Raw genomic sequence first — 25,912 nt, 5'->3', positions numbered from 1 at the left:
ATTTTGAAAATAGAACCCACGTTATTTCAAAAATTTACACGCTATTGTAAAGCAGAATTTATTAACCGAAATGTATTCTAAAATTATTTCACGTATCAAATTACTGGTAATTATTGGTCGTTCCTACGTACCTTTTTAAACAATCATTAAATAAGTACGAAATAAACTCTATCACTTACACTATTTCCCGAGCCTATGGGAAGTTCCGTAGGAACGATTCCTGTTGTAGCCCCGAACTATAGTTCGGGGTAAATAAATGTCGATATTCATACAGTTCTATAGGAACGATTCTTATAAATACAGTAACAAAAAACTGCACTAGTATCAAAATAGAAAAACCACTATATTTCAAGAATAGAGTCAAAATTTTTTAAAAATAATATAAACTTGGTCATAGCATTTATTAGCTGTATTTTTGCCAAAAAAAAAATAAGTCATGGAAAGACAATTAAATAAGCGTAGCGGTTCCCAATGTGAACTTTGTGCTGCTACCGAAAACCTAAAAGTATACGCCGTATTACCAACTCAAAAAGGAGGATTAGACGAAAACATTTTGGCTTGTGCCACCTGTATTGACCAAATAGAAAACGCAGGTAATGAAGACCTAAACCACTGGAGATGCCTAAACGACAGTATGTGGAGCGAGCATACAGCAGTGCAAGTAGTTGCTTGGCGAATGTTGAGTCGCCTTCGCAAAAATGGTTGGCCACAAGAATTATTAGAACAAATGTATCTTGACAAAGATACCCTAGCATGGGCACAAGCCACAGGCGAAGGCGAAGATGACGAGAACAAAATCATTCATCGTGATGTAAATGGAGTAATTTTGACCCACGGAGATTCCGTAGTTTTGATCAAAGATTTAAAAGTAAAAGGATCTAGTATGGTGGCAAAACAAGGAACTTCGGTGCGTAATATTCGTTTAGACCACGAAAATGCCGAATATATTGAAGGAAAAGTCGACGGGCAACAAATTGTAATTATTACACAATACGTGAAAAAAATATAAGCATACTTATAAATGACAAAGGGCTAATTTTAAAAAATTAGCCCTTTTTTTTATTTCGAAATGATCTAAAATTATTTTAAATCCTTTGCGTTTTTAACTTTCTGATCCGTAATGGCTAATTTCAAAACTTCGCTCATTTCTTTTACGTAATGAAAAGTCAATCCTTCAAGGTATTCGGCTTTGATTTCATCGATGTCGCTTTTGTTTTCGTGACATAAAATAATCTCTTTGATATTGGCTCTTTTGGCTGCCAAAATCTTTTCTTTAATACCGCCCACAGGCAAAACTTTGCCTCGTAAAGTGATTTCACCCGTCATGGCAAGGTTTTTCTTCACTCGCTTTTGAGTCAATAAGGAGACTAATGATGTCAACATGGCAATTCCTGCACTGGGTCCATCCTTGGGCGTAGCACCTTCTGGAACGTGAAGGTGAATGTTGTATTTAGAAAGTAATTCGGAATTTAATCCCAACAATTCTGTATTGGCTTTGATGTATTCTAGGGCTATAGTTGCCGATTCTTTCATAACCGTTCCTAGATTCCCCGTGATGGTCATCGCTCCTTTTCCTGGAGAAATCAACGATTCTATAAACAAAATATCACCACCAACACTCGTCCACGCCAATCCTGTTACCACACCTGCTACATCATTACTCTCGTATTTATCTCGCTCTAATCTTGGAACGCCCAATACTTTTATAATATCTTCATCGGTTACTTTTTTGTTGTACTCCTCCTCCATCGCTACCGATTTGGCCGCATTTCGAATCACTTGTGCAATCTTATTTTCAAGTCCACGAACTCCTGATTCTCGGGTATAGCCTTCTACAATTTTCTCCAATTGTTTTTTGCCAATGGTCAAATCCTTGGCAGTCAATCCGTGTGCTTTTAATTGTTTCGAAAACAAATGCTTTCTAGCAATTTCTACTTTTTCTTCAATGGTGTAACCAGACATTTTAATAACTTCCATTCTATCAATCAATGCTGGTTGAATCGCCGCCATATTATTAGACGTGGCAATAAACATTACTTTAGACAAATCGTAACCCATTTCTAGGAAATTGTCATAAAAAGCATTGTTTTGCTCTGGATCTAAAACCTCCAATAATGCCGAAGAAGGATCTCCGCTATTGCTACTGGATAACTTATCGATTTCGTCTAAAACAAAAACGGGATTTGAGGTGCCTGCTTTTTTCAAACTCTGAATAATACGACCTGGCATGGCGCCAATATAGGTTTTTCGATGTCCCCGAATTTCGGCTTCGTCACGCAAACCACCAAGGGAAATACGTACATATTCACGACCCAAAGCTTCTGCTACAGATCTACCAATAGAGGTTTTACCAACCCCTGGAGGGCCTGTTAAACAAATGATGGGCGATTTCATATCGTTTCGTAATTTAAGTACCGCAAGATGCTCAATCATTCGTTTTTTTACTTCTTCTAAACCAAAATGATCTTTATCTAAAACTTTTTGTGCGTGTTTCAAATCAAAATTATCTTTAGAATATTCGCCCCATGGCAATTCTAAAAATAGCTCTAAATAATTGCGTTGCATCCCAAAATCAGGTGCTTGCGGATTCATTCTTCGCATTTTGGACAACTCTTTTTCGAAATGAATTTTGGTTTTTTCATCCCATTTCTTGAGTTGCGCTTTTTGCTTCATCTCATCAATTTCCTCCTCGTGAGACGCGCCACCCAATTCCTCTTGAATGGTTTTTATTTGCTGATGCAAAAAATATTCACGTTGTTGCTGGTCTAAATCAAAGCGAACTTTGGACTGGATATCGTTTTTCAATTCCAATTTTTGAAGCTCAACATTCATAAAACGAAGCGTTTCCAGAGCGCGTTCTTTCAAACCATTGATAGCCAATAAATCTTGTTTTTCCTTAACCGATAAATTCATATTAGATGAAACAAAATTCACCAAAAACGAGGTGCTTTCGATGTTTTTTATGGCAAAAGTAGCTTCCGAAGGAATATTAGGACTTTCATGAATAATTTTAATCGCCAACTCTTTCAAAGAATCAATAATTGCCGAAAATTCCGTGTCGTGGTGCGCAGGTCTTTTTTCTGCAACTTCTTTTACTTTTGCAGTAATATAAGGCTGTTCCGTGAGTACTTGATCAATTTCAAAACGCTTTTTTCCTTGCAAAATAACGGTAATATTGCCGTCTGGCATTTTCAAAACACGCAGAATTCTAGCTACAGTTCCTACTTTATGAATGTCATCTTTTGTAGGATCTTCGTCTTCCTCGTTGATTTGTGACACCACTCCTATTACACGTCCAGCGGCATTGGCATCATTGATTAACTTAATCGATTTGTCTCTTCCTGCCGAAATTGGAATGACAACACCAGGAAACAAAACCGTATTTCGCAAAGGCAAAATAGGCAACGAATCCGGCAATTCCTCGTTGTTCATTTCCTCCTCATCTTCGGGGGTTAAAAGTGGTATTAATTCGGCTTCAGAATCAAATTCTTGAAGTGACAGATTGTCAATAGTGAGTATTTTGTGATTTGACATATAGTAATTAAGTCATTTTGTCATTAAATGTAAAAACATTGCAAACAAAGTTAGTGTTTTATTAGCTTTATTAAACTGAAAATCAATTAGTAAGACAAGCCTATCAAAGGAATTCTTGTCATAAAATCAATCTTTATGCCATAAAAAGAGTGTTTGCTTTAGCAAAAAATCGAAATTGGGATTTCCTTTTTAAAAGCGACCAAAAAAGGATGAAAAAGATACCGAAAGCTTTTTTTTTAGAAAAATAAAATGCTATTTAAAACCAAACATCTCATTAAAAAAAAATTTCAGAAGCTAGTAAAAACTATCCTCTGAAATTAAATTAAAAAGAACTTATTCGACGTTCAAAAACATTCGTTTAAAGTATTGTGATAAAAACGAATTATGAGAACAATTCAAAAATTAAATAAAATCATTCAACGCACGTTCAATAATTACTAGACAGTCTTGAATTTGAGTTTCGGTGATGACCAATGGTGGTGCTAAACGAATTTTGTTGCCATGTGTAGGCTTCGCTAACAATCCATAATCTCGAAAACGCAAACAAATTTGCCAAGCTAAATCCGAATCCTCATCACAATTAATTACAATAGCATTCAATAATCCTTTGCCACGAACGAGTGTTATCAAATTATTTCGAGTTGCAATTTCGTTCAATCCGTTGCGCAACAAAATGCCTAAACGTTCCGCATTTGCCGCTAAATTCTCTTCTTTTACAACTTCAAGAGCTGCAATTGCAACAGCGGCAGCAATAGGATTTCCTCCAAAAGTCGAACCGTGTTGCCCTGGTTTAATTACATTCATAATGTGATTATTAGCCAAAACTGCCGATACGGGATATACACCTCCCGAAATTGCTTTGCCAAGAATCAAAATATCTGCTTTAACTTCTGGGTTGTTTTCACAACCGTTTTGACACGAACAATTGCCGCAAGTCGCTAATAATCGGCCCGTTCTAGCAATACCTGTTTGAACTTCATCAGCAATGAACAAGGCGTTATGTGCTTCGCAAAGTGCTTTGGCTTTGGCCAAATAACCTTCGGCGGGAACATAAACTCCGGCTTCGCCTTGAATAGGCTCTACAAGAAAACCTGCAATATTGCTATTCGATTTCAAAACCGTTTCGAGAGCTTCAACATCGTCATAGGGTATTTTTATAAATCCAGCAGTAAATGGACCAAAACTCTTGCGAGCACTTTCGTCATTTGAGAAAGAGATAATAGTGGTAGTTCGTCCGTGAAAATTATTCTCACAAACGATGATTTGTGCTTGATTTTCGGGGATTCCTTTTACCTCATACGCCCATTTCCTGCAAAGTTTCAAGGCAGTTTCAACCGCCTCTGCTCCTGTATTCATGGGTAGCACTTTATCAAAGCCAAAATAGTTAGTTACATATTCCTCATAAACACCCAATTGATCGTTATGGAAAGCACGCGAAGTCAAAGTCAATCGCTGCGCTTGTTGCATCATAGCACCAACTATTTTTGGGTGACAATGTCCTTGATTCACGGCCGAATAAGCCGATAAAAAATCAAAATATTGCTTGCCGTCAACATCCCAAACATATACTCCTTCTCCCTTTTCTAAAACAACAGGCAGCGGATGGTAATTATGCGCACCATAGTGGTTCTCTTTGGCAATTAAATTTTCTGATTTTGAAGAAAGTGAGGCTGTTGTTGGTGTCATAAGGATAGCATTTAGTAAGATTCAAATACAAAAGTAATTAAAAAAAGTATTTTTACAACAAATAATAGTAATTTTGACTTAATTTATTGATTAATTAATGAATAATTTACTTTTTTATTTAAAAATAAGTCATATTATTTTTTTAAGATTACCTTTAAAACGGCTAAATTTGATATCAAAAAAAAAATAATTACTTTTATAGCTATAAAAAAAGTGATTTTAACTTAAAAACACCACAAATGGAAGTATTAGACGAATTCGATATCAAAATTATTAAAAAATTAGAAAAGGACGGAAGAATGGCATTTTCGGCTATTGCTACTAGCTTAAAAATATCGAATACTATGGTACATCAGCGTATTAATAGGCTACTGGAACAAGGCATTATTACGGGAATAAAACCCATCATAAACGAAAAAAAAATAGGCTACGATTGGGGTGCTTTCACAGGAATTACGTTGACCAAAGACCACGATTCCCAACGTATAATCGAAGCTTTGAAAGAAATACCTGAAATTACCGAATGCTATTTTATAACTGGTTCTTTTACACTTTACATAAAAATGATTGCCAAAGACCACGAGCACATGCGAAAACTACTTTACGAAAAAATAGATACTATTCCTGGTATTGCCAAAACTGATTCTATCATTGAATTGGGCTGTGCCTTCAAACGAAATGTCACTTTGTAACCACTTCTAGCCTTTTAATTATCTAAAAATATACCAATGAATGCAGTACTATTTTCTAAAAAAAAGCAGTTCAAAACCAGTTTTATTTTCCTTTTTTTAATTTTTTGTGCTAGCATTCAAGCACAAAATCCAAAAGGAAATCTCTTTATAATAGGTGGCGGAAACCGATCTGATGCGCTAATGACGCAATTGCTTCAAGTAGCTGATCTCAAACCAAAAGACTTTATTGTACTGCTCCCCATGTCGAGTGAGCAACCGGATAGTGCGTATATTTTTTTTAAAACACAACTCGAAAAACTCACTTCGCACCCTATTGTAATGCTCAATTTCGATAAAAATTTGGCTACAAATAAAGTGCTAACAGATTCTTTGCAAAAAGCAAAACTCATTTACATTAGCGGAGGCGACCAAACCCGATTTATGAATGTGGTCAAAAATACGCCCATTTATACCGCTATTCACACAGCATATCAAAACGGAAGTACCATTGCAGGAACTAGCGCTGGTGCTGCCGTCATGTCCGAAAAAATGATTACGGGCAATCAAAAACTCGAAAAAAAATACACGGGAACTTTTGACAACATTAGGTACGACAACCTAGAAACTACCGAAGGTTTAGGATTGATAAAAACAGCCATCATAGACCAACATTTCTTAAAAAGAAGTCGTTACAATCGATTACTATCGGCTTTGGTTGAATTCCCAAACCTTACTGGAATTGGCATTGACGAAAGTACCGCAATCATTGTTCGTGGCAATCAAATTGAGGTGGCTGGCGAAAGCGAAGTCATTGTCATGAAAAATCCAAAAGGAGTTCAAAAATCCAAAAATAATTTAATTTCGATCAAAAGTCTCGAAATGAGTATTTACAATGCGGGTCAAAAATTTAAGGTACAATAGCATGAGAAAACGCAAAAGTATTCACGTATTGGTGTTTTTTAGTTTGATAAGTGTTGCTCTTTTTTCACAAAAAAAGAACACTAAAAAGCAACTCCAAATCGAAAAACTAGCCCAACAAGTAACCATAATTCGGGACAATTGGGGCATTGCGCACGTCTACGGAAAAACTGATGCCGACGCCGTATTTGGAATGCTTTATGCCCAATGTGAAGACGATTTTAATCGAATCGAAAGGAATTATATTGACAAATTAGGACGTTTAGCTGAAATAAAAGGAGAATCCGTTTTATATAATGATCTCGAAACACGCCTTTTAATTGATGCCGAAGAAGCGCAAAAAGACTATAAAAAATCCGCTCCTTGGCTCAAAAAATTACTAGATAGTTACGCCAATGCCATTAACTTTTACTTGTACAAACATCCCGAAGTGCATCCGTTATTGATTACCCATTTTGAACCTTGGTTTCCGTTGCTTTGGACGGATGGAAGCATTGGTGCCATAAGCACCGCAAATCTTTCTACGGGGGAATTAAAAACATTTTATTCGGGTAATTCAGATAAAGTGGCTTACACAGAAAGGGAGAAAAACATACAAACGGGCTCCAACGGATTTGCAATTGCGCCCTCAAAATCAGTTTCGGGGAATGCCTTACTATATATAAATCCACACACCACGTTCTATTTTAGACCCGAAATCCAAATCACTAGCGAAGAAGGATTGCATGCTTATGGTGCCGTAACCTGGGGACAATTTTTTATTTACCAAGGATTTAATGACTATTGCGGCTGGATGCACACCTCCTCCAATACCGATGTTGCCGATATGTATGCCGAAAAAATAAGCACTAAAAACAATCATTTTTATTACGAATACAACAAAAAACTGCTGCCCGTAAAAGAGAAAATAATTACACTCAATTACCTAGAAAACGGAAAAATGGCAACCAAAAAAATTAAAACCTATTACACCCATCATGGCCCCATTATGGCGCAAAGAGATGGAAAATGGATTAGCCTTAAGTCCAATAATCGGGATATGAAAAGCTTGGTGCAAAGCTGGATTAGAACCAAATCAAATGATTTTGAAGCCTACAAAAAAGCCATGGATTTAAAAGCCAACAGCTCCAACAATACCGTTTATGCGGATAACAAAGGGAATATAGCCTACTGGCATGGGAATTTTATACCCATAAGAAATCCTAATTTCGACTGGGGAAAAGTAGTTGATGGAACAACTCCAGCAACAGAATGGAAAGGTTTACACGAGGTGTCAGCAACCGTACATTTTTACAATCCTAGCAATGGTTGGTTGCAAAACTGCAATTCGACCCCGTTTTCGGTAGCAGGTGCGAACAGTCCCAAGAAAGAAAATTATCCCGCATACATGGCACCCGATGGCGAAAATTTTAGAGGTATAAATGCCGTTCGGATTTTTAGTGAAAACAAGAAATACACTTTAGACCAACTCATAACGGCGGGTTACAATACTAGACTTTCGGCTTTTGAGGTATTACTTCCAGCTTTATTTTCAATTTATGAAACCGCCTATAATCCCAACGACACCACATACCAAGATCTAGCGGCACCAATTGCTGTGTTAAAAAATTGGAATTTTTATGCCAATGCAAATTCTATAGCCACGACATTAGCAAACGAATGGGCGTATAAATTAGACCCTATTATTCAAAAAATATATATCGACGAAGGCGAAAAAGATCAAGTCGAAAACACCAAACAATTTGCCAAAAACGCAACTGCTGCTCAAGTACTTCCGCAATTACTCGAAGTAGTTCAGGAATTGAAATCTAAATTTGGCACTTGGCAAATTCCGTGGGGCGACCTCAATAGATTCCAGCGAATTGACGGTAAAATTGACCTTGTTTATGATGATGCAAAACCCAGTTTGGCTATAGGAACAGCATCGGCTCTTTGGGGTTGCTTGCCCGCATTTAAAAGTGTATATCAAAACAATACCCAAAAACGCTATGGGTATAACGGAAACAGTTTTGTATGTGCCGTAGAATTTGGCAACAAAATCAAAGCTAAATCCATTTTAGCTGGCGGAAACAGCGGTGATCCTAAATCAAAACACTTTAACGACCAAGCCGAAATGTATCAAAAAGGAGAATTCAAAGACGTTCTTTTTTATAAAGAAGATGTTCAAAAAAATGCCGAAAAAACCTATCATCCAGGAGAATAACTTGGTTTAAATTCTTTGAAAAATTAGGAATTTCAATTAGAATGTTAACATTTGTGAATACTTTTTATAACAAAATAATGTTGATATTTGTAAAAAAATAACAGTACTATGAAAAAAATACACTACTTCATTCTAGCTTTTTTAGTATCAGCTCCATTTTCGTTTGGACAATTAAAAGCAGTAACCTACAAAGATGAAAATCAAATTTTGAATGGTTTCACAGTCAAACCAGTCAAGAAAAATGCTCAAAAACCGGGTGTTTTAATTCTTCCAGCTTGGCGAGGAATTGACAAACTAGCTAAAGATACTGCCCAAGAATTGGCAAATTTGGGCTATTATACTTTCGTTGCCGATATTTATGGCGAAGGAAATTACCCAAAAGACAATGCCGAAGCAGGCAAAATGGCTGGTTTTTACAAAAACGATTACAAAGAGTACCAAAAACGAATTCAATTGGCATTAGACCAATTAATACAATCTGGTGCAAATCCTGATAATATTGTAGTCATAGGCTACTGTTTTGGAGGAACTGGCGCACTAGAATCCGCACGAGGACACTTAAATCTTAAAGGCGTAGTTTCGTTTCATGGAGGTTTGGCTAAAGACGCTACACGACCTATAGAACCTATTACTACCAAAGTTTTAGTTTGCCACGGTGCCGATGATCCGTATGAATCTGCCGCAGAAATTACCACTTTCCAACAAGAAATGCGGGACACAAAAGCCGATTGGCAAATGATTTATTATGCCAATGCCGTACATTCCTTTACCAACCCAGAAGCTGGAACAGACAATTCAAAAGGCGCAGCGTATAACGAAAAAGCAGCCAAGCGTTCCTTTGAACATTTAAAACTTTTTTTGAACGAAGTTTTTAATAAATAACCATTCATTTACCCAAAAGTATTTTTTATAATGAAAAAAATCATCGCTTTTTTTATACTAGCTACCACTATTTCTTGTTCCTCACAAAAGCCAAGTGACGCACCAATAGAACCAACAAAATATACCAAAACCATCACTCCCGAAGAGTTAAAAGAGTACCTTACAATTGTTGCTTCTGATGAAATGCAAGGTCGCGAAACGGGATCTGTAGGCCAAAAAAAAGCTGGAGCATACCTTATAAGTCAATATCAAAAAAATAAAATTCCTTTCCCAAAAGGGGCTACGAGTTATTACCAAGCCATTCCAGCCGCTTATTTGAATGCCAATTACCATGAAAATCTAGGCGATTCCGAAAATATCTGGGCCTACATCGAAGGTTCCGAAAAACCTAACGAAGTCCTCGTAATTTCGGCTCATTACGACCATGTTGGAGTCAAAGATGGCGAAGTATACAATGGTGCAGATGACGATGGTTCTGGCACGGTTGCGCTAGTGGCAATCGCAAAAGCATTTGCAAGTGCCAAAAAAGAAGGACACGGCCCAAAACGATCTATTCTATTTCTCCATGTTACTGGCGAAGAACATGGTTTGCATGGTTCCCGTTTCTACTCGGAAAACCCTTTATTTCCGCCTGCAAATACCATTACCGACATAAACATTGATATGATTGGCCGACGCGATTTTGACCATCCTGACACCAATAATTACGTTTATGTAATAGGAGCCGACCGCCTATCGACCGATTTGAATACTATTACAATTGCGGCAAACGAAAAATACATTCATTTGGATTTAGATTTCAAGTTCAACGCGCTTACTGATCCAAATCATTTTTATGAGCGTTCTGATCATTACAATTTTGGTAAAAACGGCATTCCATCAGTATTTTTATTCAACGGAGTACATGCAGATTACCACCAAAAAACAGATGAAGTAGCTAAAATAGAATTTGACGCTTTGGCAAAAAGAGCACAACTTGCCTTTGTAATGGCTTGGGAGTTGGCCAATAGAGAAAATAGACCTATTGTAGACAAACCCATCCAATAACAACTGTATTGCATGTAAAACCACGAGAGCTTTGAAGAAATTCAAAGCTCTTGTGGTATAATAATATCTTACAATTTGAATTTACTCCACAAAAAAAGCCTCGAATTTCTTCGAGGCTTTTGCCTTTTGGGTGGATGACCGGGTTCGAACCGGCGACCCTCGGTACCACAAACCGATGCTCTAACCAGCTGAGCTACAACCACCATTTGCTTAGCGGTGGCAAAGATAGAATAATTGTTTGCTTTACCAAAGGTTTTTTTGAAAAATTTACATCAAATTTACATCAAATCCCCTAAACTATTGACTGCCAAATACCTCTCTACCGTAAAACCTTCGGCGTATTCTACTCCTGCTAATCGACCTAAATCTCTAGACCGATAATTTAGGCTTTCTAGGAAGTTTTTGCTCGTTATAGGCGATTCTGGCTCATTAGAATTTGGATCATAAAACTGCGATCCATACGCTACTATTGCTTTAATTTTTGTTTCAGAGAAGCCTGTAATGTCGACAACAAAATCGGGTTCTATGTTTTTCCATTGCATGTAATGGTAAACTAATTTTGGACGCCAAGCGGCTTGCAATTGCCCATCGAGTTGGGTTTCTATCTTCATCAAACCGGATAAAAAACAAGCATCAGAGACCAACGAACTGCCTTTGGCATGATCAATATGCCGATCATCAATGGCGTTACACAACACAATATCGGGTCGGTATTTCCGAATCATTTTAATAATTTCCAGTTGATGCGCTTCGTCATTTACAAAAAAACCATCCCTCATATTCAAGTTTTCACGCACCGAAACCCCTAAAATTTTAGCTGCCGCTGCCGCTTCTTGGTCTCTAATTAATGCTGAACCCCGAGTTCCTAATTCGCCCCGAGTCAAATCAATAATTCCAACCGTTTTACCCAATGAGATTTCTTTTAAAATGGTTCCGCCGCATCCCAATTCTACATCATCAGGATGTGCACCAAAAGCTACTATATCTAATTTCATAAATTCATGTTTTTTATTTTAAAAAGTTAAAGAAGTTAAAGAAGCTAAAAAATCTAAAGAAACACATTGCCCTTTCCTCTTGTCTCTTTCCTCTTGTCTCTTTCCTCTTGTCTCTTCCTCTTGTCTCTTCCTCTTGTCTCTTCCTCTTGTCTCTTTCCTCTTGTCTCTTTCCTCTTGTCTCTTTCCTCTTGTCTATTTCCTCTTGTCTCTTCCTCCCTAACTCACAACCAAACTTCGTTTCATTGTCATGGATTTATTAACGCTTTCTTCCCATTCTTTTTCAGGAATGCTGTCTTTGGTAATTCCGCAACCCATATAAACAATCGCCACTTGTTCCTTGATTTGCATGCACCGCAAATTTACAAATAAATCAGAACTTTGCTTCATATTGAGTTCCTTTCGGTTGAGTTCGCCCAAAAAGCCAGTATAAAAAGTCCGATCATATTGCTCATTTGCTATAATAAATGCTTTTGCTTTTTCTTTGGGCAAACCACATACAGCGGGTGTGGGATGCAATAATTCAATGATATTTTTGACGTTGGCATTGGCATTCAAAACACCCGAAATATTGGTTTTTATATGCCAAATACTTCCTGCTTTAACGCTATAAGCATCAGAAACATGCACTTCCGAAGCTATATTTTGCAACTTGGTAACAATATAATCGGTTACAATTTGCTGTTCTTCGGTTTCTTTTGCTTGCCATTTGACCGTTGCCGTTCCCGTGTCTTTTTGCGTTCCCGCCAATGCAATGGTTTCAAAAACGGTATCGTTCACCCGCACCAATTGCTCTGGAGTTGCCCCCAACCACATTCCAACTTTTGGATGAAAAAAACAATAAACAAAAGTACTCGGGTACAATTCAACCAAATTATGAAACACCGCAACAGCATCAAAATTAGGGCATTCTAATGATTCTTGTCGGGACAAAACTACTTTTTTAAACGTCTCGTTTTCAATTGCTTGAATCCCTTTGGCAACTAGCATTTGGAACTCCTTTTTGGCCTCGAGATTAACAGTTGCTATTTCAATTTCAGGAATAGCAATAGTTTTTTTATCGAAAACAAAGCTTATTTCTTCCGATTGATTATCAGGAATAAAATAGGTTTTATTGCCGTCAAAAGAGGCAAAAACAAACCCTTTCTCGGTAAAATCAACAACCGAATATAACGTATCATTTTGTTGCAACAATCCTATAACTTGATCCGAATTGGGTTTGCTATACAACACAAAGGGCAATTGACGTTCGTGTTGTTTCCTAATTTCTGAAATAAAATAGGTCATTAATACGGACTTTTTTCGGTTAGAATTCCAACAGGTAGTTGAAAAAAACTGCTTTCCAATACCATAGGAAGCACAGCAGTTGCGGTACTCACAAGCGTAAATTGCGGTGTCTCAATGATAGTTTTCAATGGTATAGCATTCGATTTAGAGACAAAATCAAACCAATTTCCAAATTTATGTTTGGCAAATAATGCCGCATCAACTTTGATTTTCGAATTGAAATAATATTTTTGAACACCACTTTTGCAAGTCAAAATAAGCTCGTCACACAAATACCCCAAAACGGTACTTGTTTTTTTATTCCACACTACTTTCAAAACTTCATCACCTTGAATGGCACCGTCGTTCCAAAAAGCGATTTCGGAATTTGCCATTTTGTTGTACAATTTATTGGCATCATTGCGATACAATTGCCATTGAAATAGCGACCCATTCACCACTGATTTGTAATCCCCAGATTTAATATAATATTCTTGTGTACTGCCCAACATCGTGTTCCATTGCTGATCCGTAACTTGTGGATTGTTGCTTTTATAGGAGTTAAAATAAGTGATTTTACCTTCAAAATTTTGGCTACAAACAGTCCATACTGTGCACAATGTCAAGAAAATTGTGATGTGTTTTTTCATTTTAATACTTTATTTAGTAATGTCAATTAATCTCTTTTTGCAGAAAGAAAACCCTCAAAAAAACCGTAGTTCTTATTTTTTTTCTTTGGTCAAAACCATATTGGTCAATTTGCAAAGCGAGATTAAATTCCCCGCTTCATCCGTGATTTTTATTTCCCATAAATGGATGCTTCGCCCTTTATGAATGATTCTAGCGGTACCAAAAACTACTCCTTCACGGATACTTTTGAGATGATTTGCTGCTATTTCGATGCCACGCACTTCTTGCTCTTGGTCATTTATAAAAAAATGAGACGCCGCACTTCCCACACTTTCCGCCAATGCAACCGATGCACCGCCATGCAACAAGCCCATTGGTTGGTGAACAGTAGCATTCACTGGCATTTTGGCGACCAAAAAATCAGGACCTGCATCAATATATTCAATGTTCAAGGTTTCCATCAAGGTGTTTTTCGAAAACGCATTACAGTATTCGAGCATTTTTATTTTGTCTAATGCCATTGCTTTTTTTTGTAAAAGTATAAATTGTATGCCGATCTTTGGATAAAAAAAAGAAAGAGTCGGCTATATTTTTTGGAAACCATACAATAATTCAAAACATATTGCATTTTATAGATGCGGATAGATTGCATTTTCTAATTTATCCCTATTTTTACAAAAAAATCGATACCAATGCGCCACATCACTTTACTACTTTTTGCAGGACTATTACTAACTATTTGTTCTTGTCGTAGTGATTTTGAAACCATTCCAAGCACCGGCGATTTGGCTTTTTCTAAAGATACGATTTACTTGGATACCGTTTTTACTAACATTGGTTCCAGCACTTATAAGCTAAAAGTCTACAACCACAGCAAAAACGACATTAAAATCCCCACCATTCAACTGGGCAAAGGATTGAATTCTAAATATAGAATGACCGTTGATGGTATATTGGGAACGAATGGGAAAATATTCAATGATGTAACCCTTTTGGCCAAAGACAGTTTGTATATTTTTATAGAAACAACCGCCAGCAGTGCCGATGCTAATCCAACCGATTTTTTATACACGGATGACATTCAGTTTGATAGCGGCACCAATCTACAAAAGGTAGCCTTGGTCACTTTAATTCAAGACGCGGTGTTTCTTTACCCCAAAAAATTTGCAGATGGCACAACCGAAACCCTTCCAATTGGCGAAGATAAAGTTTACGGTTTTTACCTCGATGAAAATGATCCTGTTAATGGAAATGAACTCCAATTTACGAATAAAAAGCCCTATGTAATCTATGGTTATGCCGCAGTTCCATCAGGAAAAACCGCCACTTTTGATCCCGGTTCTCGTGTTTATTTTCATGCCAATTCTGGATTAATTGTCGCCAATAAAGCCAGTATTCATGTGAATGGAGGCCAATCCTTAACCGATAAACTCGAAAAAGAAGTCATTTTTGAAGGCGATAGATTAGAGCCAGATTTTGCTGATGTGCCTGGACAATGGGGAATTATTTGGCTTACGGATGGCAGTACCAACAATACTTTTGACCACTTGACACTGAAAAATGCTACGGTAGGTTTATGGATTGACAGTAATGACGGAACAACAGTTACCCTAAAAAACACTCAAATTTACAATGCTACAAATTATGGAATTCTAGCGCAAACAGCCAAAATTAAAGCCGAAAACCTAGTCATAAACAATGCAGGTCAAGCAGGTTTAGCTTGTGCTTATGGCGGCAATTACCAGTTTACCCATTGTACGTTCAACAATAATTGGTCGAGTTCCAGCCAAGTTGCGGTTTCGGTTGGGAACTATTTTGCAAGCGCAACTCCAGAAGTTAAGGATTTGACAGCAGCTACTTTTAACAATTGCATAATTTACGGCTCCTACTCGAACGAACTCCTTTTGAATAAAAAAGAAGGGGCCGCTTTTAACTACCAGTTTAATAATTGCTTGCTAAAATTCAACAATACATCCAATCAATTTACGACCGATCCTTTGTATCAATTTCAAACTGACGGCGCACATTACACCAATATTATATTGAACAAAGACCCTAAATTCTTTAATATAAATCTAAACAAAATGAATATCGACGAGACTTCTGCCGCTTTCGCAAAAGGGAATTCGGCGTATACCATTCCGCTTGATATTATAGGAAATTCGAGAACTTCTCCACCAGATTTGGGTGCCTATCAAAACAAAACGTTTCCAAAATAAATCCTTTTGAGTTCATTATAATTTGGTAAAAAAGCAATTTAATTTGGATATTAAAACAAAACATATAACATTCATTGTATGATGACGTATTGGAAAAAACGTGGTAATAGATTGATTTTGAACTATTATTGACAATATTGCTTCTTTTGACTTTACGACATTAAAACTTTCGACTTCCTTAAAAGCACTATCGATTTAAAAAATGGATGGCGCTTTTTTAATTCTTGATTTTGTCAAATACTTTCTGTATCACATTTGTTCTTACTATTTATTTAAACTAAATTTGCACGATACTACAACAAACAACACAACGATGATTCATTTCTTTGAAAACCAAAGCAAAACCATTTTTGCAGTTCAGACTAAAACCGAAATTGCTACCGAAGACATTTCAAAACTCAACTGGCTTTTTGCCGATGCGCATAAAATAGAAAAATCCGTACTGTCGGATTTTTTTGTTGGCCCACGAGCTACTATGATTACGCCTTGGAGCACCAATGCCGTCGAAATTACGCAAAATATGGGCATTGCTGGAATCATTCGAATCGAAGAATTTCAATATTCCGATGCCGATTTTGTTGATTTTGACCCTATGCTTTCGCAAAAATACAGCGAGTTAAATCCCGATATATTTACCATCAATGTGCTTCCAGAACCTATTTTGGATATTGATGCTATTGCAGCCTACAACAAACAAGAAGGACTTTCCTTAAGCTCCGAAGAGGTTGACTATTTAGACAATTTGACCACAAAATTAGGTCGAAAACTAACCGATTCCGAAATATTTGCTTTTTCGCAAGCCAATTCCGAGCATTGCCGTCATAAAATTTTTAACGGTACTTTTATAATTGATGGCGTCGAAAAAGAAACCTCGCTTTTTAAACTAATTAAAAAAACATCACAAGAAAATCCGAACGATATTGTTTCGGCTTACAAGGACAATGTGGCTTTTGTAAAAGGCCCAAGAGTACAACAATTTGCCCCAAAAACTGCCGACAAACCCGATTTTTATGAAGTAACAGAATTTGATTCGGTTATTTCCTTAAAAGCCGAAACGCATAATTTCCCTACCACCGTAGAGCCGTTTAACGGAGCTGCAACCGGAGCAGGTGGCGAAATTCGAGATCGTTTGGCAGGTGGTCAAGGCTCCTTGCCATTGGCTGGAACCGCAGTGTATATGACTTCGTATTCTCGTTTGACGTCTTTCGACTCCGCTCAAGATGACAGACCTTGGGAAGATGCTGTAGCCGAAAGAAAATGGTTGTACCAAACGCCAATGGATATTTTAATCAAAGCATCCAACGGAGCTTCGGATTTTGGAAATAAATTCGGGCAACCGTTAATTACAGGTTCTGTTTTAACTTTCGAACATCAAGAAAACAACCGCAAAATTGGTTACGACAAAGTAATCATGCAAGCCGGTGGCATTGGTTACGGAAAATTAGACCAAGCCATCAAAAAGAAACCACAGGAAGGCGATAAAATCGTCATTCTGGGCGGCGAAAATTATAGAATTGGAATGGGTGGTGCTGCGGTATCATCAGCAGATACTGGGGCTTTGGGATCGGGAATCGAACTCAACGCCATTCAACGCTCGAATCCCGAGATGCAAAAACGGGCTGCCAACGCCATTCGGGGTTTGGTAGAAAGCGACCATAATCCAATTGTTTCCATTCACGATCACGGAGCTGGCGGGCATTTAAACTGCCTTTCGGAATTGGTGGAAGAAACCGGCGGATTAATTGATTTAGACAAACTGCCTGTGGGCGACCCTACCCTTTCCGCAAAAGAAATTATTGGCAACGAATCCCAAGAACGAATGGGATTGGTTATTGCCAAAGAAAATATCGATTTACTACAAAAAATAGCAGACAGAGAACGTGCTCCAATGTACCAAGTGGGCGATGTTACGGGCGATCACCGCTTTACGTTCGAGTCCAAAACCACAGGCGAAAAACCAATGGATTATGCCTTGGAAGATTTTTTTGGAAGTTCGCCAAAAACCGTAATGACCGACAAAACTATCGCTTATAATTATGGTGGTTTACAATACGATAAAAACAATATTGCTACTTATTTAAAACACGTTTTGCAACTAGAAGCCGTGGCCTGCAAAGACTGGTTGACCAACAAAGTCGATCGTTGTGTGGGCGGAAAAGTGGCCAAACAACAATGTGCTGGGCCCTTGCAACTGCCTTTAAATAATGTTGGTGTGATGGCTTTGGATTACCAAGGTATTGAAGGAATTGCGACCTCGATTGGGCATTCGCCAATTGCGTCTTTGATTGATCCCGTGGCGGGAACAAGAACGGCGATTGCCGAATCGCTATCGAATATTGTTTTTGCACCTATAAAAAACGGAATGGACGGCATATCGTTATCCGCCAACTGGATGTGGGCCTGCAAGAACGAAGGCGAAGATGCTCGTTTGTATGCGGCTGTTGAAGCGTGTTCGGAATTTGCTATCGAATTGGGAATCAACATTCCAACCGGAAAAGACTCCCTTTCGATGAAACAAAAATATCCAAACGACGAAGTAATTGCGCCCGGAACAGTAATTATTTCTGCAGGTGGAAATTGTATCGATATTACAAAAGTGGTTGAACCTGTTTTGCAAAAAGACGGTGGGTCTATTTATTATATCAATTTGTCGCAAGACGATTTTAAATTAGGTGGCTCTTCATTGGCACAAACTTTAAACGCAATTGGAAACGAAGCACCCACAATTAAAGAAGCGAAGTTTTTTAAGAATGCTTTTAACACCTTGCAAGAATTAATTTTAGACACTCAAATCTTGGCAGGTCATGATATCGGAAGTGGTGGTTTGATTACTACTTTATTGGAAATGTGTTTTGCAGATGTGAATTTGGGAGCAAATATTTCTTTCGATAATTTTAAAGAAAAAGATTTAGTAAAAATTCTTTTTGCTGAAAATATTGGGATTGTTTTTCAGGCTAAAAATGATGCAAGTGTTGAATCTAAATTAAATTCAAATAACATTGAGTTCTTCAAAATTGGTTCAGTTACTTCAACTGAAACTTTAGACCTTGGACATTTGACTTTAGACATCAAAAAACAAAGAGACATTTGGTTTAAAACCTCTTATTTATTAGATCAAAAACAAGCCAAAAACGGAACGGCAAAAGCCCGTTTTGATAATTACAAAAACCAAGCATTAAAATATACTTTCCCTGCACACTTTACTGGCAAAGCACCTGTTATCGATGCTACAAAACCAAGACCAAAGGCTGCTATTATTCGTGAAAAAGGAAGTAATTCCGAGCGTGAAATGGCAAACGCCATGTATTTAGCGGGTTTTGATGTAAAAGATGTACACATGACCGATTTGATTTCGGGACGCGAAACCCTAGAAGACATTCAGTTTATTGGCGCCGTGGGAGGATTCTCGAATTCCGATGTTTTGGGCTCCGCCAAAGGTTGGGCTGGCGCATTCAAATACAACGAAAAAGCAAATACAGCATTAAAAAACTTCTTCAAAAGAGAAGATACTTTATCTGTTGGAATCTGCAACGGTTGCCAGTTGTTTATGGAATTGGAATTGGTAAATCCAGAGCACGAAGTACACGGAAAAATGTTGCACAACGAAAGTCATAAACACGAAAGTATTTTTACCTCGGTAACGATTCAAGAAAACAAATCGGTGATGTTGTCCACATTGGCGGGAAGTACTCTTGGCGTTTGGGTATCGCATGGTGAAGGAAAATTTAATTTACCGGAACCAGAAGCAAACTACAACATCGTTGGAAAATATGGTTACAAAAGTTACCCAGCCAATCCAAACGGTTCCGATTATAATACCGCTATGCTATGCGATACAACGGGAAGGCATTTGGTTATGATGCCACACATTGAGCGTTCGACTTTTCAATGGAACTGGGCACATTATCCAAAAGACAGAAACGATGAAGTTTCGCCTTGGCATGAAGCATTTGTGAATGCTAGATTGTGGGTAGAGAAATTATAATCAAAAAAACCAGAACTAATATAAAGCGTTCACCCTGTGGTGGACGTTTTTTTTTGTAGTAAAACAGTAGTTTTTTTAGCTTGTTAAGAAAACGATTTCGCTGAAAACCAATACCGTAATTAAAGTTTTGGAAATTAGTTTATTAAAAATAAAAAATACTACTAATTTTTATTTAATTTGCAATAAAATTCAATATTTAATAATGATAACTATCACACGCCTTTTTGATTTTCCTTATTATCAACAAGAAAAATTTACCAATATATCCGATGCTTTGGTTACCAAAAAAAACGGAGTTTGGATAAAAACTTCTACGCAAGAATACATCGCCAAGGCCAATGCGGTCTCGAGAGCTTTGATTCGATTGGGTGTTCAAAAAGACGATAAAATCGCCCTAATTTCTACCAACAATAGAACCGAATGGCACATTATGGATATTGGAGTTTTACAAACTGGCGCACAAACAGTACCTATTTACCCCACGATTGCAAAGGAAGATTATGAATATATTTTAAACCATTCTGGGGCGAGTTATTGTTTCGTTTCGGATGTCGAAGTGCTTGCCAAAGTCACTAATATCAAAGCAAATGTTCCTAGTTTAAAAGGAGTGTATTGTTTTAATGAAATCGAAGACTGCGAAAACTGGACGTCCTTACTCACACTTGGCGAAGACCAGAGCAACCAAAATGTGGTAGAAGATCGAAAAAACGGTGTAAAAACAGATGATTTAGCCACCATAATTTATACTTCGGGAACAACAGGAAGACCCAAAGGCGTAATGCTTTCGCACAAAAATATCGTTTCAAATGTTTTGGATAGTGCGCCAAGAATTCCTTTTGCTGCAGGAAAAAGCACGGCATTGAGTTTTCTACCCATTTGCCATATTTTTGAAAGAATGATTTTGTATTTGTACCAATATTATGGTGTTTCAGTTTATTTTGGAGAATCAATAGACAAATTAAGTGACAATCTAAAAGAGGTTCGACCAACAGTAATTACGGCCGTTCCCAGACTTCTGGAAAAAGTGTACGATAAAATTTATGCCAAAGGAACGGAACTAACTGGAATTAAAAAGAAACTTTTCTTTTGGGCAATCGATTTAGGATTGCGATATGAACCGTATGGAGCGAACGGACTTTGGTATGAATTGCAATTAAAACTTGCTCGCAAACTCATTTTTAGTAAATGGAAAGAAGGTTTAGGAGGCAATCTCGATTTGATGGTTTCAGGAAGTGCTGCGTTGCAAACTAGATTGGCTCGCGTTTTTGCTGCCGCCGAAATCCCTGTCATGGAGGGCTACGGATTATCCGAAACGTCGCCTGTAATCTCCGTGAATGACACTAGAAATCATGGCTTCAAGATTGGAACTGTTGGCAAAGTTATTGACAATGTCGAAATCAAAATTGCCGAAGATGGCGAAATTCTTTGCAAAGGGCCTAACGTCATGATGGGCTATTACAAAGACCCAGAAAAAACGACCGAAGCCCTGCAAAACGGGTATTTTCATACGGGAGACATTGGTGTTTTTGATGCCGAAGGATTTCTTAAAATTACCGATAGAAAGAAAGAAATGTTCAAGACCTCTGGCGGTAAGTATATTGCCCCACAACTCATTGAAAACACAATGAAACAATCCCGTTTTATTGAGCAAATCATGGTCATTGGTGATGGCGAAAAAATGCCAGCAGCCTTTATTCAACCTAGTTTTGAATTCATCAAAGAGTGGGCAAAATTACACCATATTGAAGTAGGTAAAACCAATGAAGAAATTATTTCAACCCCAAAAGTAATCGAACGCATTCAAGAAGAAATTACGACTTTGAATATAAAATTTGGCAATTGGGAACAAATAAAACGTTTTGAGTTAACGCCTGACGTTTGGTCTATTGATGGCGGGCAGCTCACTCCTACTCTAAAACTAAAACGCAAAATTGTAATGGAAATGTACAAAGAATTGTATGGTAAAATTTATGGTAAATCATAAATACAATCTGGAATCCTTACTAATTATCACGGCATTCACTTTTAAAAAGCATAATTTCCTTTAACCACAAATTTACGCAAAAATGAACCCGTCAATAACATCATAATTAACTCAAACATACCAAAAACAGACTTTGAATTTGTGAAAATTTGTGGAATTTGTGGTGAAAAATTTTAAAAGCGAATGCCCTGACTAATTATTTAGCAAGGATTTTTTATTTATAAAATGCTTACCTTGTTGAATCAAATAAAAACTTCCAACAATTGATTTATGAAAACAAAAATCTTGTCCGTTTTAGCACTTTTGCTACTGTTAACTGGTTGCAAAGAACAAAAAGAAAATACCGTTGTCAATAATTATTTGGATTTTTCCAAAAGAGACGATCAATTTACGGGTGGCATCAAAATGATTCCCATCAATACGCCGATAGGAAAATTTAAAGTATGGACAAAAACCGTTGGAAATAACCCTACAATAAAAGTATTGTTGTTGCATGGTGGCCCTGGATTAACACACGAATGTTTCGAATCTTTTGATGGTTTTTTTCCAAAAGAAAGCATCGAATACATTTATTACGATCAATTGGGTTCCTACTACAGCGACCAACCCAACGATAACCGACTCTGGACAAACGAACGTTTTGTAGAAGAAGTGGAGCAAGTGCGAATTGCATTGGGTTGCGACAGCACAAACTTTTACGTACTAGGGCAATCGTGGGGCGGAATTCTGGCGATGGAATATGCCTTGAAATACCAAAAAAATCTAAAAGGATTGATTATTTCGAACATGATGGCTAGCGCACCCGCTTACAATAAATACGCCGAAGACGTGCTGGGGCCCAAACTTCCAAAAGTCGTTTTTGACCAAATAAAAACATTTGAAAGAAACAAAGATTACACCAACCCAAAATATAGTGAACTGCTTTTTAAATACTATTATACCGAACATATTTTAAGAATGCCTGTTGACCAATGGCCTGAATCCATAAATAGAGCCTTCAAACACCTCAACCCCAATGTCTATGTATACATGCAAGGGCCAAGCGAATTTGGAATTACAGGAAATGCCTCTTTAAGAAATTGGGATGTCACCACCCGACTCAAAACCATTACCGTTCCTACTCTAGTTATTGGAGCTAAATACGACACCATGGATCCTGAACACATGAAATGGATGTCGAAAGAAGTGCAAAACGGACGCTTTTTGTTTTGTCCCAACGGAAGTCACCTCTCCCAATATGATGACCAGAAAAACTATTTCAAAGGCGTAATTCAATTTTTGAGGGATGTGGATAGTGGGGAATTTAAGAAAGGGTGAATAAATAGTTCAAGAATAATTTTATGTTAATGAGCCGTTTTTTATTAATAATTACGAAGATGTAGTCATTTCTTGTTGGAAAGTAAGTACAATAAATTCTGCAGGACGAATAATAGCTACTTTTACAGTTACATTCATAAATCCGTTTAGAATATCATCAGAAGTCATAGTAGTTCCCAATCCACATGCCACAGAAAATGCATCGGAAGCAGAAGCTCCTTGTAACCCACCTTGTTTCCATATTGATGTTAAAAAACTACTTATCATAGCTTTAACAGCTTCCCATGTGTTTTTAACATTGGGTTCGAAAAGATACGCATTTGCAGCCAACTTGCAAGATTGTTCTAAAAAAGTCATGGTTCTTCTTACTGATAAATACTTCCAATCCAAGCTATTTCCGTCTAAAGTTCTTGCACCCCAAACTAAAATTCCTATTCCATTAAAAGAACGAATAGCATTAATAGATTTTCCTGAAACAGCATCTATATTCAAGTTGCCTTGTTGCGTTTCTGATAAATTAATAGGCAACGAAGAAACACTTACTATCGACGTATTAGCTGGCGCTTGCCACACTCCTTCTTGATTATCAATGGTAGTAATTACTCCAGCCATGGCACCACTAGGAGGTAAAACATTGACATCAAACAATATATGTTTAATAATAAGGGCATAGGTTTCACTAGCATTTATTAAAGCATTATTATTTTGTATTAACGATAATCCCGATGAAGGATTATTAATATTTGTCATAATACTTGTAACACTTGGATTAGGATTATCCGCAGGATTTAAAATTGCCTGTAATTGTTTTGTATCACCTCCAAATAAATTTGTATAATCGATATCCTGATTTTGCATAATGGTAGTTCCTATAAAAGGGAAATAAGCCGTACCATAATTTAATCCTAGCGAACCAGTATTATTTCTAAAAGTTTCAATATCATTTGTGTATAAAATTGAATCTGGATTTCTTGATCCTATAATATCAAAAATAGCTATAGTAGTTTGCATTTCAGTACATTGTTTCAACATTCCTTGCATTAAAGTACCATTATTCTCAACACTCAACAATGTTGCTTCGGGACAAATATACATCGTAGGCTCTTGCTCATTCAAAAGTAATGTCAAACCATTTTGTAAATCGGTTAGTTGTACATTAGGATTTACAATTTGATTACCTGCATTTATTGGTTTTTTAGAAGGTGCTCCATAACCACCCACCGAAACAATATAAGCATCTCCTCCTCCATTTTCATAAAATAATCTTATACTATTGTATAGATAATAAATGGTATTTGGATCAGGAACAATAGAATAATAAGCATTATCCATAAGTATATAATTTCCTTTTTGGGGTTGGATATTTTCTTTTACCAAATAATATTCAGGAGCATATTGCTTCACTGGACTCGATAAAGGAGCAGAATCTGGAAAACAATAAATAGCTTGAAACTCTGCAAAAGAAGTTATTTTTTGAGCCACATTAGTATACGATTTTCCTTTGTATAAAGCTGTAGGTGTATAACCTATAAAAGCAGGAACTGCTGTTGCTACTGGAACTACCGAATTTGGAAAGGCATTTAAACCATCTATATAAACACCTGGTGATTTAATATTAGATTCAATCATAATTTCTTATACTTAAATTATTCTATAAAATTACTATTTTTAATATAGCCAAATTACATGCAAAGGTTTTAGCATCCAAGTATATTTAATAATTGAAAAAGAAAATGGAGATTTATGAATTAATAAATCATATGCCCTCTTGTCAACAGTTAGTTCCCATCTTTCTTCTTTTTCTACTAACAATCCATCCCTAACTAACCAATTGCCTCTAAAGCCATCTACAGAAGTATCACCAATTGTAGTCCAATGAGAAATTACTGCATTAATAAGTCCAGCAATTAGATTTTTCTGGCTATCTATTATCTCAATACCATCGGCAACTGGTGTTGCTAATGGTAATCCACACAATACTTTATTAAGTGGCAAAAAACTTTCTTCTGTTATAGATAAACCCGTAACCAAATACTGCTAGTAATACACTCCTTGCAATTGGCATTCCTCATTTTTAAACGTATTTTTCTCAAGCAAATCTAAACGTTCCAGCAACAGCACGATATAATTATTGAGTAATACAATACCTGCATTTCTAATTGCAATTCCTTCTTGTTGATTAACCATTTTTTTAGATTCTTGTTTAACAAGTCTTTTATTTTTGAATTATTTTCTTAATGTGACCAAAAGCAAACACTATTATTCCTTCAAATATAATTATAATAATTTTCTTAAAATTACGAAAATCAATAAACTGTTACTAAATCCGTTAAGATGCTTTTAATCTCATTTAAAAAGAGTTAGGAATTCATCATTTGTCTCTTCGTATTCAAAATTTCATCTCTTTTTATAAAAATCTCAAAAATTAACAACACCCCATAAAACAAAAAATATACTACGCACGCATAATAATAAGTAAACTCCTCTTTTTCAAAGGAGTTTTTATTTATATTTATAAAAATTTAAAAAAAACAAATATATTATGCGTGCATAGTATATTTTTTATTACTTTTGAAAA

The 25,912-nt window shown here is 36.7% G+C and carries 17 protein-coding genes, 1 tRNA gene and 1 pseudogene; 10 read left to right on the top strand and 9 right to left on the bottom strand.

Annotation, left to right across the window (positions count from 1 at the left end; genetic code table 11):
• The first annotated feature begins 436 nt into the window (after positions 1 to 436).
• The gene (locus tag FNW21_RS00320) at positions 437 to 1,009 is read left to right on the top strand and encodes a PhnA domain-containing protein (protein ID WP_144254733.1); all 573 of its coding nucleotides are present in this window, start codon (positions 437 to 439) and stop codon (positions 1,007 to 1,009) included.
• 71 nt (positions 1,010 to 1,080) lie between these two features.
• On the opposite strand, the gene lon is transcribed toward FNW21_RS00320, so the two are convergent.
• Both lon and rocD read right to left on the bottom strand, forming a co-directional pair.
• Positions 1,081 to 3,534: an endopeptidase La gene (gene lon, locus FNW21_RS00315; RefSeq protein ID WP_144254732.1), complete on the bottom strand. Its 2,454-nt coding sequence runs from the start codon at positions 3,532 to 3,534 to the stop codon at positions 1,081 to 1,083.
• Between the two features lie 402 nt (positions 3,535 to 3,936).
• Positions 3,937 to 5,220 (bottom strand): ornithine--oxo-acid transaminase, encoded by a 1,284-nt coding sequence (rocD, locus tag FNW21_RS00310; RefSeq protein WP_144254731.1) that lies wholly within the window; start codon positions 5,218 to 5,220, stop codon positions 3,937 to 3,939.
• A gap of 239 nt (positions 5,221 to 5,459) precedes the next feature.
• Here rocD and FNW21_RS00305 point away from each other — a divergent pair, with 239 nt between their 5' ends.
• The 5 genes from FNW21_RS00305 to FNW21_RS00285 all read left to right on the top strand — a co-directional run bounded on the left by FNW21_RS00305 (position 5,460) and on the right by FNW21_RS00285 (position 10,941).
• A complete protein-coding gene (locus FNW21_RS00305; protein ID WP_144254730.1) occupies positions 5,460 to 5,912 on the top strand; it encodes an Lrp/AsnC family transcriptional regulator in 453 nt (150 codons plus the stop codon).
• 36 nt (positions 5,913 to 5,948) lie between these two features.
• Positions 5,949 to 6,812: a cyanophycinase gene (locus tag FNW21_RS00300; protein WP_144254729.1), complete on the top strand. Its 864-nt coding sequence runs from the start codon at positions 5,949 to 5,951 to the stop codon at positions 6,810 to 6,812.
• Between the two features lies 1 nt (position 6,813).
• Positions 6,814 to 9,012 carry a penicillin acylase family protein gene (locus FNW21_RS00295; RefSeq protein WP_144254728.1) on the top strand — a complete coding sequence of 733 codons (2,199 nt, stop codon included), beginning with the start codon at positions 6,814 to 6,816 and terminating at the stop codon, positions 9,010 to 9,012.
• A gap of 108 nt (positions 9,013 to 9,120) precedes the next feature.
• Complete coding sequence (locus tag FNW21_RS00290; RefSeq protein ID WP_144254727.1) at positions 9,121 to 9,894, top strand: dienelactone hydrolase family protein; 774 nt, start codon at positions 9,121 to 9,123, stop codon at positions 9,892 to 9,894.
• Between the two features lie 30 nt (positions 9,895 to 9,924).
• Positions 9,925 to 10,941, top strand: a complete 1,017-nt coding sequence (locus FNW21_RS00285) for a M28 family peptidase (protein ID WP_144254726.1) — start codon at positions 9,925 to 9,927, stop codon at positions 10,939 to 10,941.
• A 129-nt stretch (positions 10,942 to 11,070) separates the two neighbouring features.
• Here the strand turns inward: FNW21_RS00285 and FNW21_RS00280 are convergent.
• The 5 genes from FNW21_RS00280 to FNW21_RS00260 form a co-directional block, all read right to left on the bottom strand.
• Positions 11,071 to 11,144 (bottom strand) — tRNA-His (locus FNW21_RS00280).
• Between the two features lie 75 nt (positions 11,145 to 11,219).
• Entirely contained in the window at positions 11,220 to 11,936 is a 717-nt protein-coding gene (gene bshB1 / locus FNW21_RS00275; protein WP_144254725.1) for a bacillithiol biosynthesis deacetylase BshB1, read from the bottom strand.
• A gap of 216 nt (positions 11,937 to 12,152) precedes the next feature.
• Positions 12,153 to 13,220 carry a chorismate-binding protein gene (locus FNW21_RS00270; RefSeq protein WP_144254724.1) on the bottom strand — a complete coding sequence of 356 codons (1,068 nt, stop codon included), beginning with the start codon at positions 13,218 to 13,220 and terminating at the stop codon, positions 12,153 to 12,155.
• Positions 13,220 to 13,849, bottom strand: a complete 630-nt coding sequence (locus FNW21_RS00265) for a hypothetical protein (RefSeq protein ID WP_144254723.1) — start codon at positions 13,847 to 13,849, stop codon at positions 13,220 to 13,222. The genes FNW21_RS00270 and FNW21_RS00265 overlap by 1 nt, the downstream gene beginning before the upstream one ends.
• A gap of 72 nt (positions 13,850 to 13,921) precedes the next feature.
• Positions 13,922 to 14,350 carry a hotdog fold thioesterase gene (locus FNW21_RS00260; RefSeq protein ID WP_144254722.1) on the bottom strand — a complete coding sequence of 143 codons (429 nt, stop codon included), beginning with the start codon at positions 14,348 to 14,350 and terminating at the stop codon, positions 13,922 to 13,924.
• Positions 14,351 to 14,521: 171 nt separating this feature from the next.
• Between FNW21_RS00260 and FNW21_RS00255 the strand changes: the two genes are divergently transcribed.
• The 4 genes from FNW21_RS00255 to FNW21_RS00240 all read left to right on the top strand — a co-directional run bounded on the left by FNW21_RS00255 (position 14,522) and on the right by FNW21_RS00240 (position 23,334).
• On the top strand, positions 14,522 to 16,048 hold the full coding sequence (locus tag FNW21_RS00255; RefSeq protein WP_144254721.1) for a right-handed parallel beta-helix repeat-containing protein: 1,527 nt from the start codon (positions 14,522 to 14,524) through the stop codon (positions 16,046 to 16,048).
• A gap of 313 nt (positions 16,049 to 16,361) precedes the next feature.
• Positions 16,362 to 20,033 (top strand): phosphoribosylformylglycinamidine synthase, encoded by a 3,672-nt coding sequence (gene purL, locus FNW21_RS00250; protein WP_144254720.1) that lies wholly within the window; start codon positions 16,362 to 16,364, stop codon positions 20,031 to 20,033.
• Between the two features lie 202 nt (positions 20,034 to 20,235).
• Complete coding sequence (locus FNW21_RS00245) at positions 20,236 to 22,017, top strand: AMP-dependent synthetase/ligase (protein WP_144254719.1); 1,782 nt, start codon at positions 20,236 to 20,238, stop codon at positions 22,015 to 22,017.
• Positions 22,018 to 22,287: 270 nt separating this feature from the next.
• A complete protein-coding gene (locus FNW21_RS00240) occupies positions 22,288 to 23,334 on the top strand; it encodes a proline iminopeptidase-family hydrolase (protein ID WP_144254718.1) in 1,047 nt (348 codons plus the stop codon).
• 51 nt (positions 23,335 to 23,385) lie between these two features.
• Here FNW21_RS00240 and FNW21_RS00235 read toward each other — a convergent pair whose 3' ends face one another.
• Positions 23,386 to 24,963 (bottom strand): phage tail sheath family protein, encoded by a 1,578-nt coding sequence (locus tag FNW21_RS00235; protein ID WP_221932033.1) that lies wholly within the window; start codon positions 24,961 to 24,963, stop codon positions 23,386 to 23,388.
• A gap of 39 nt (positions 24,964 to 25,002) precedes the next feature.
• Positions 25,003 to 25,527 (bottom strand): annotated as a pseudogene (locus FNW21_RS16475) (contractile injection system tape measure protein); the annotation flags it as partial.
• Positions 25,528 to 25,912 lie beyond the last annotated feature (385 nt).

This window comes from Flavobacterium restrictum (assembly GCF_007097245.1).
In the GTDB taxonomy this organism is placed as follows: domain Bacteria; phylum Bacteroidota; class Bacteroidia; order Flavobacteriales; family Flavobacteriaceae; genus Flavobacterium; species Flavobacterium restrictum.
This window is presented reverse-complemented; position numbering and strand designations above follow the sequence as displayed.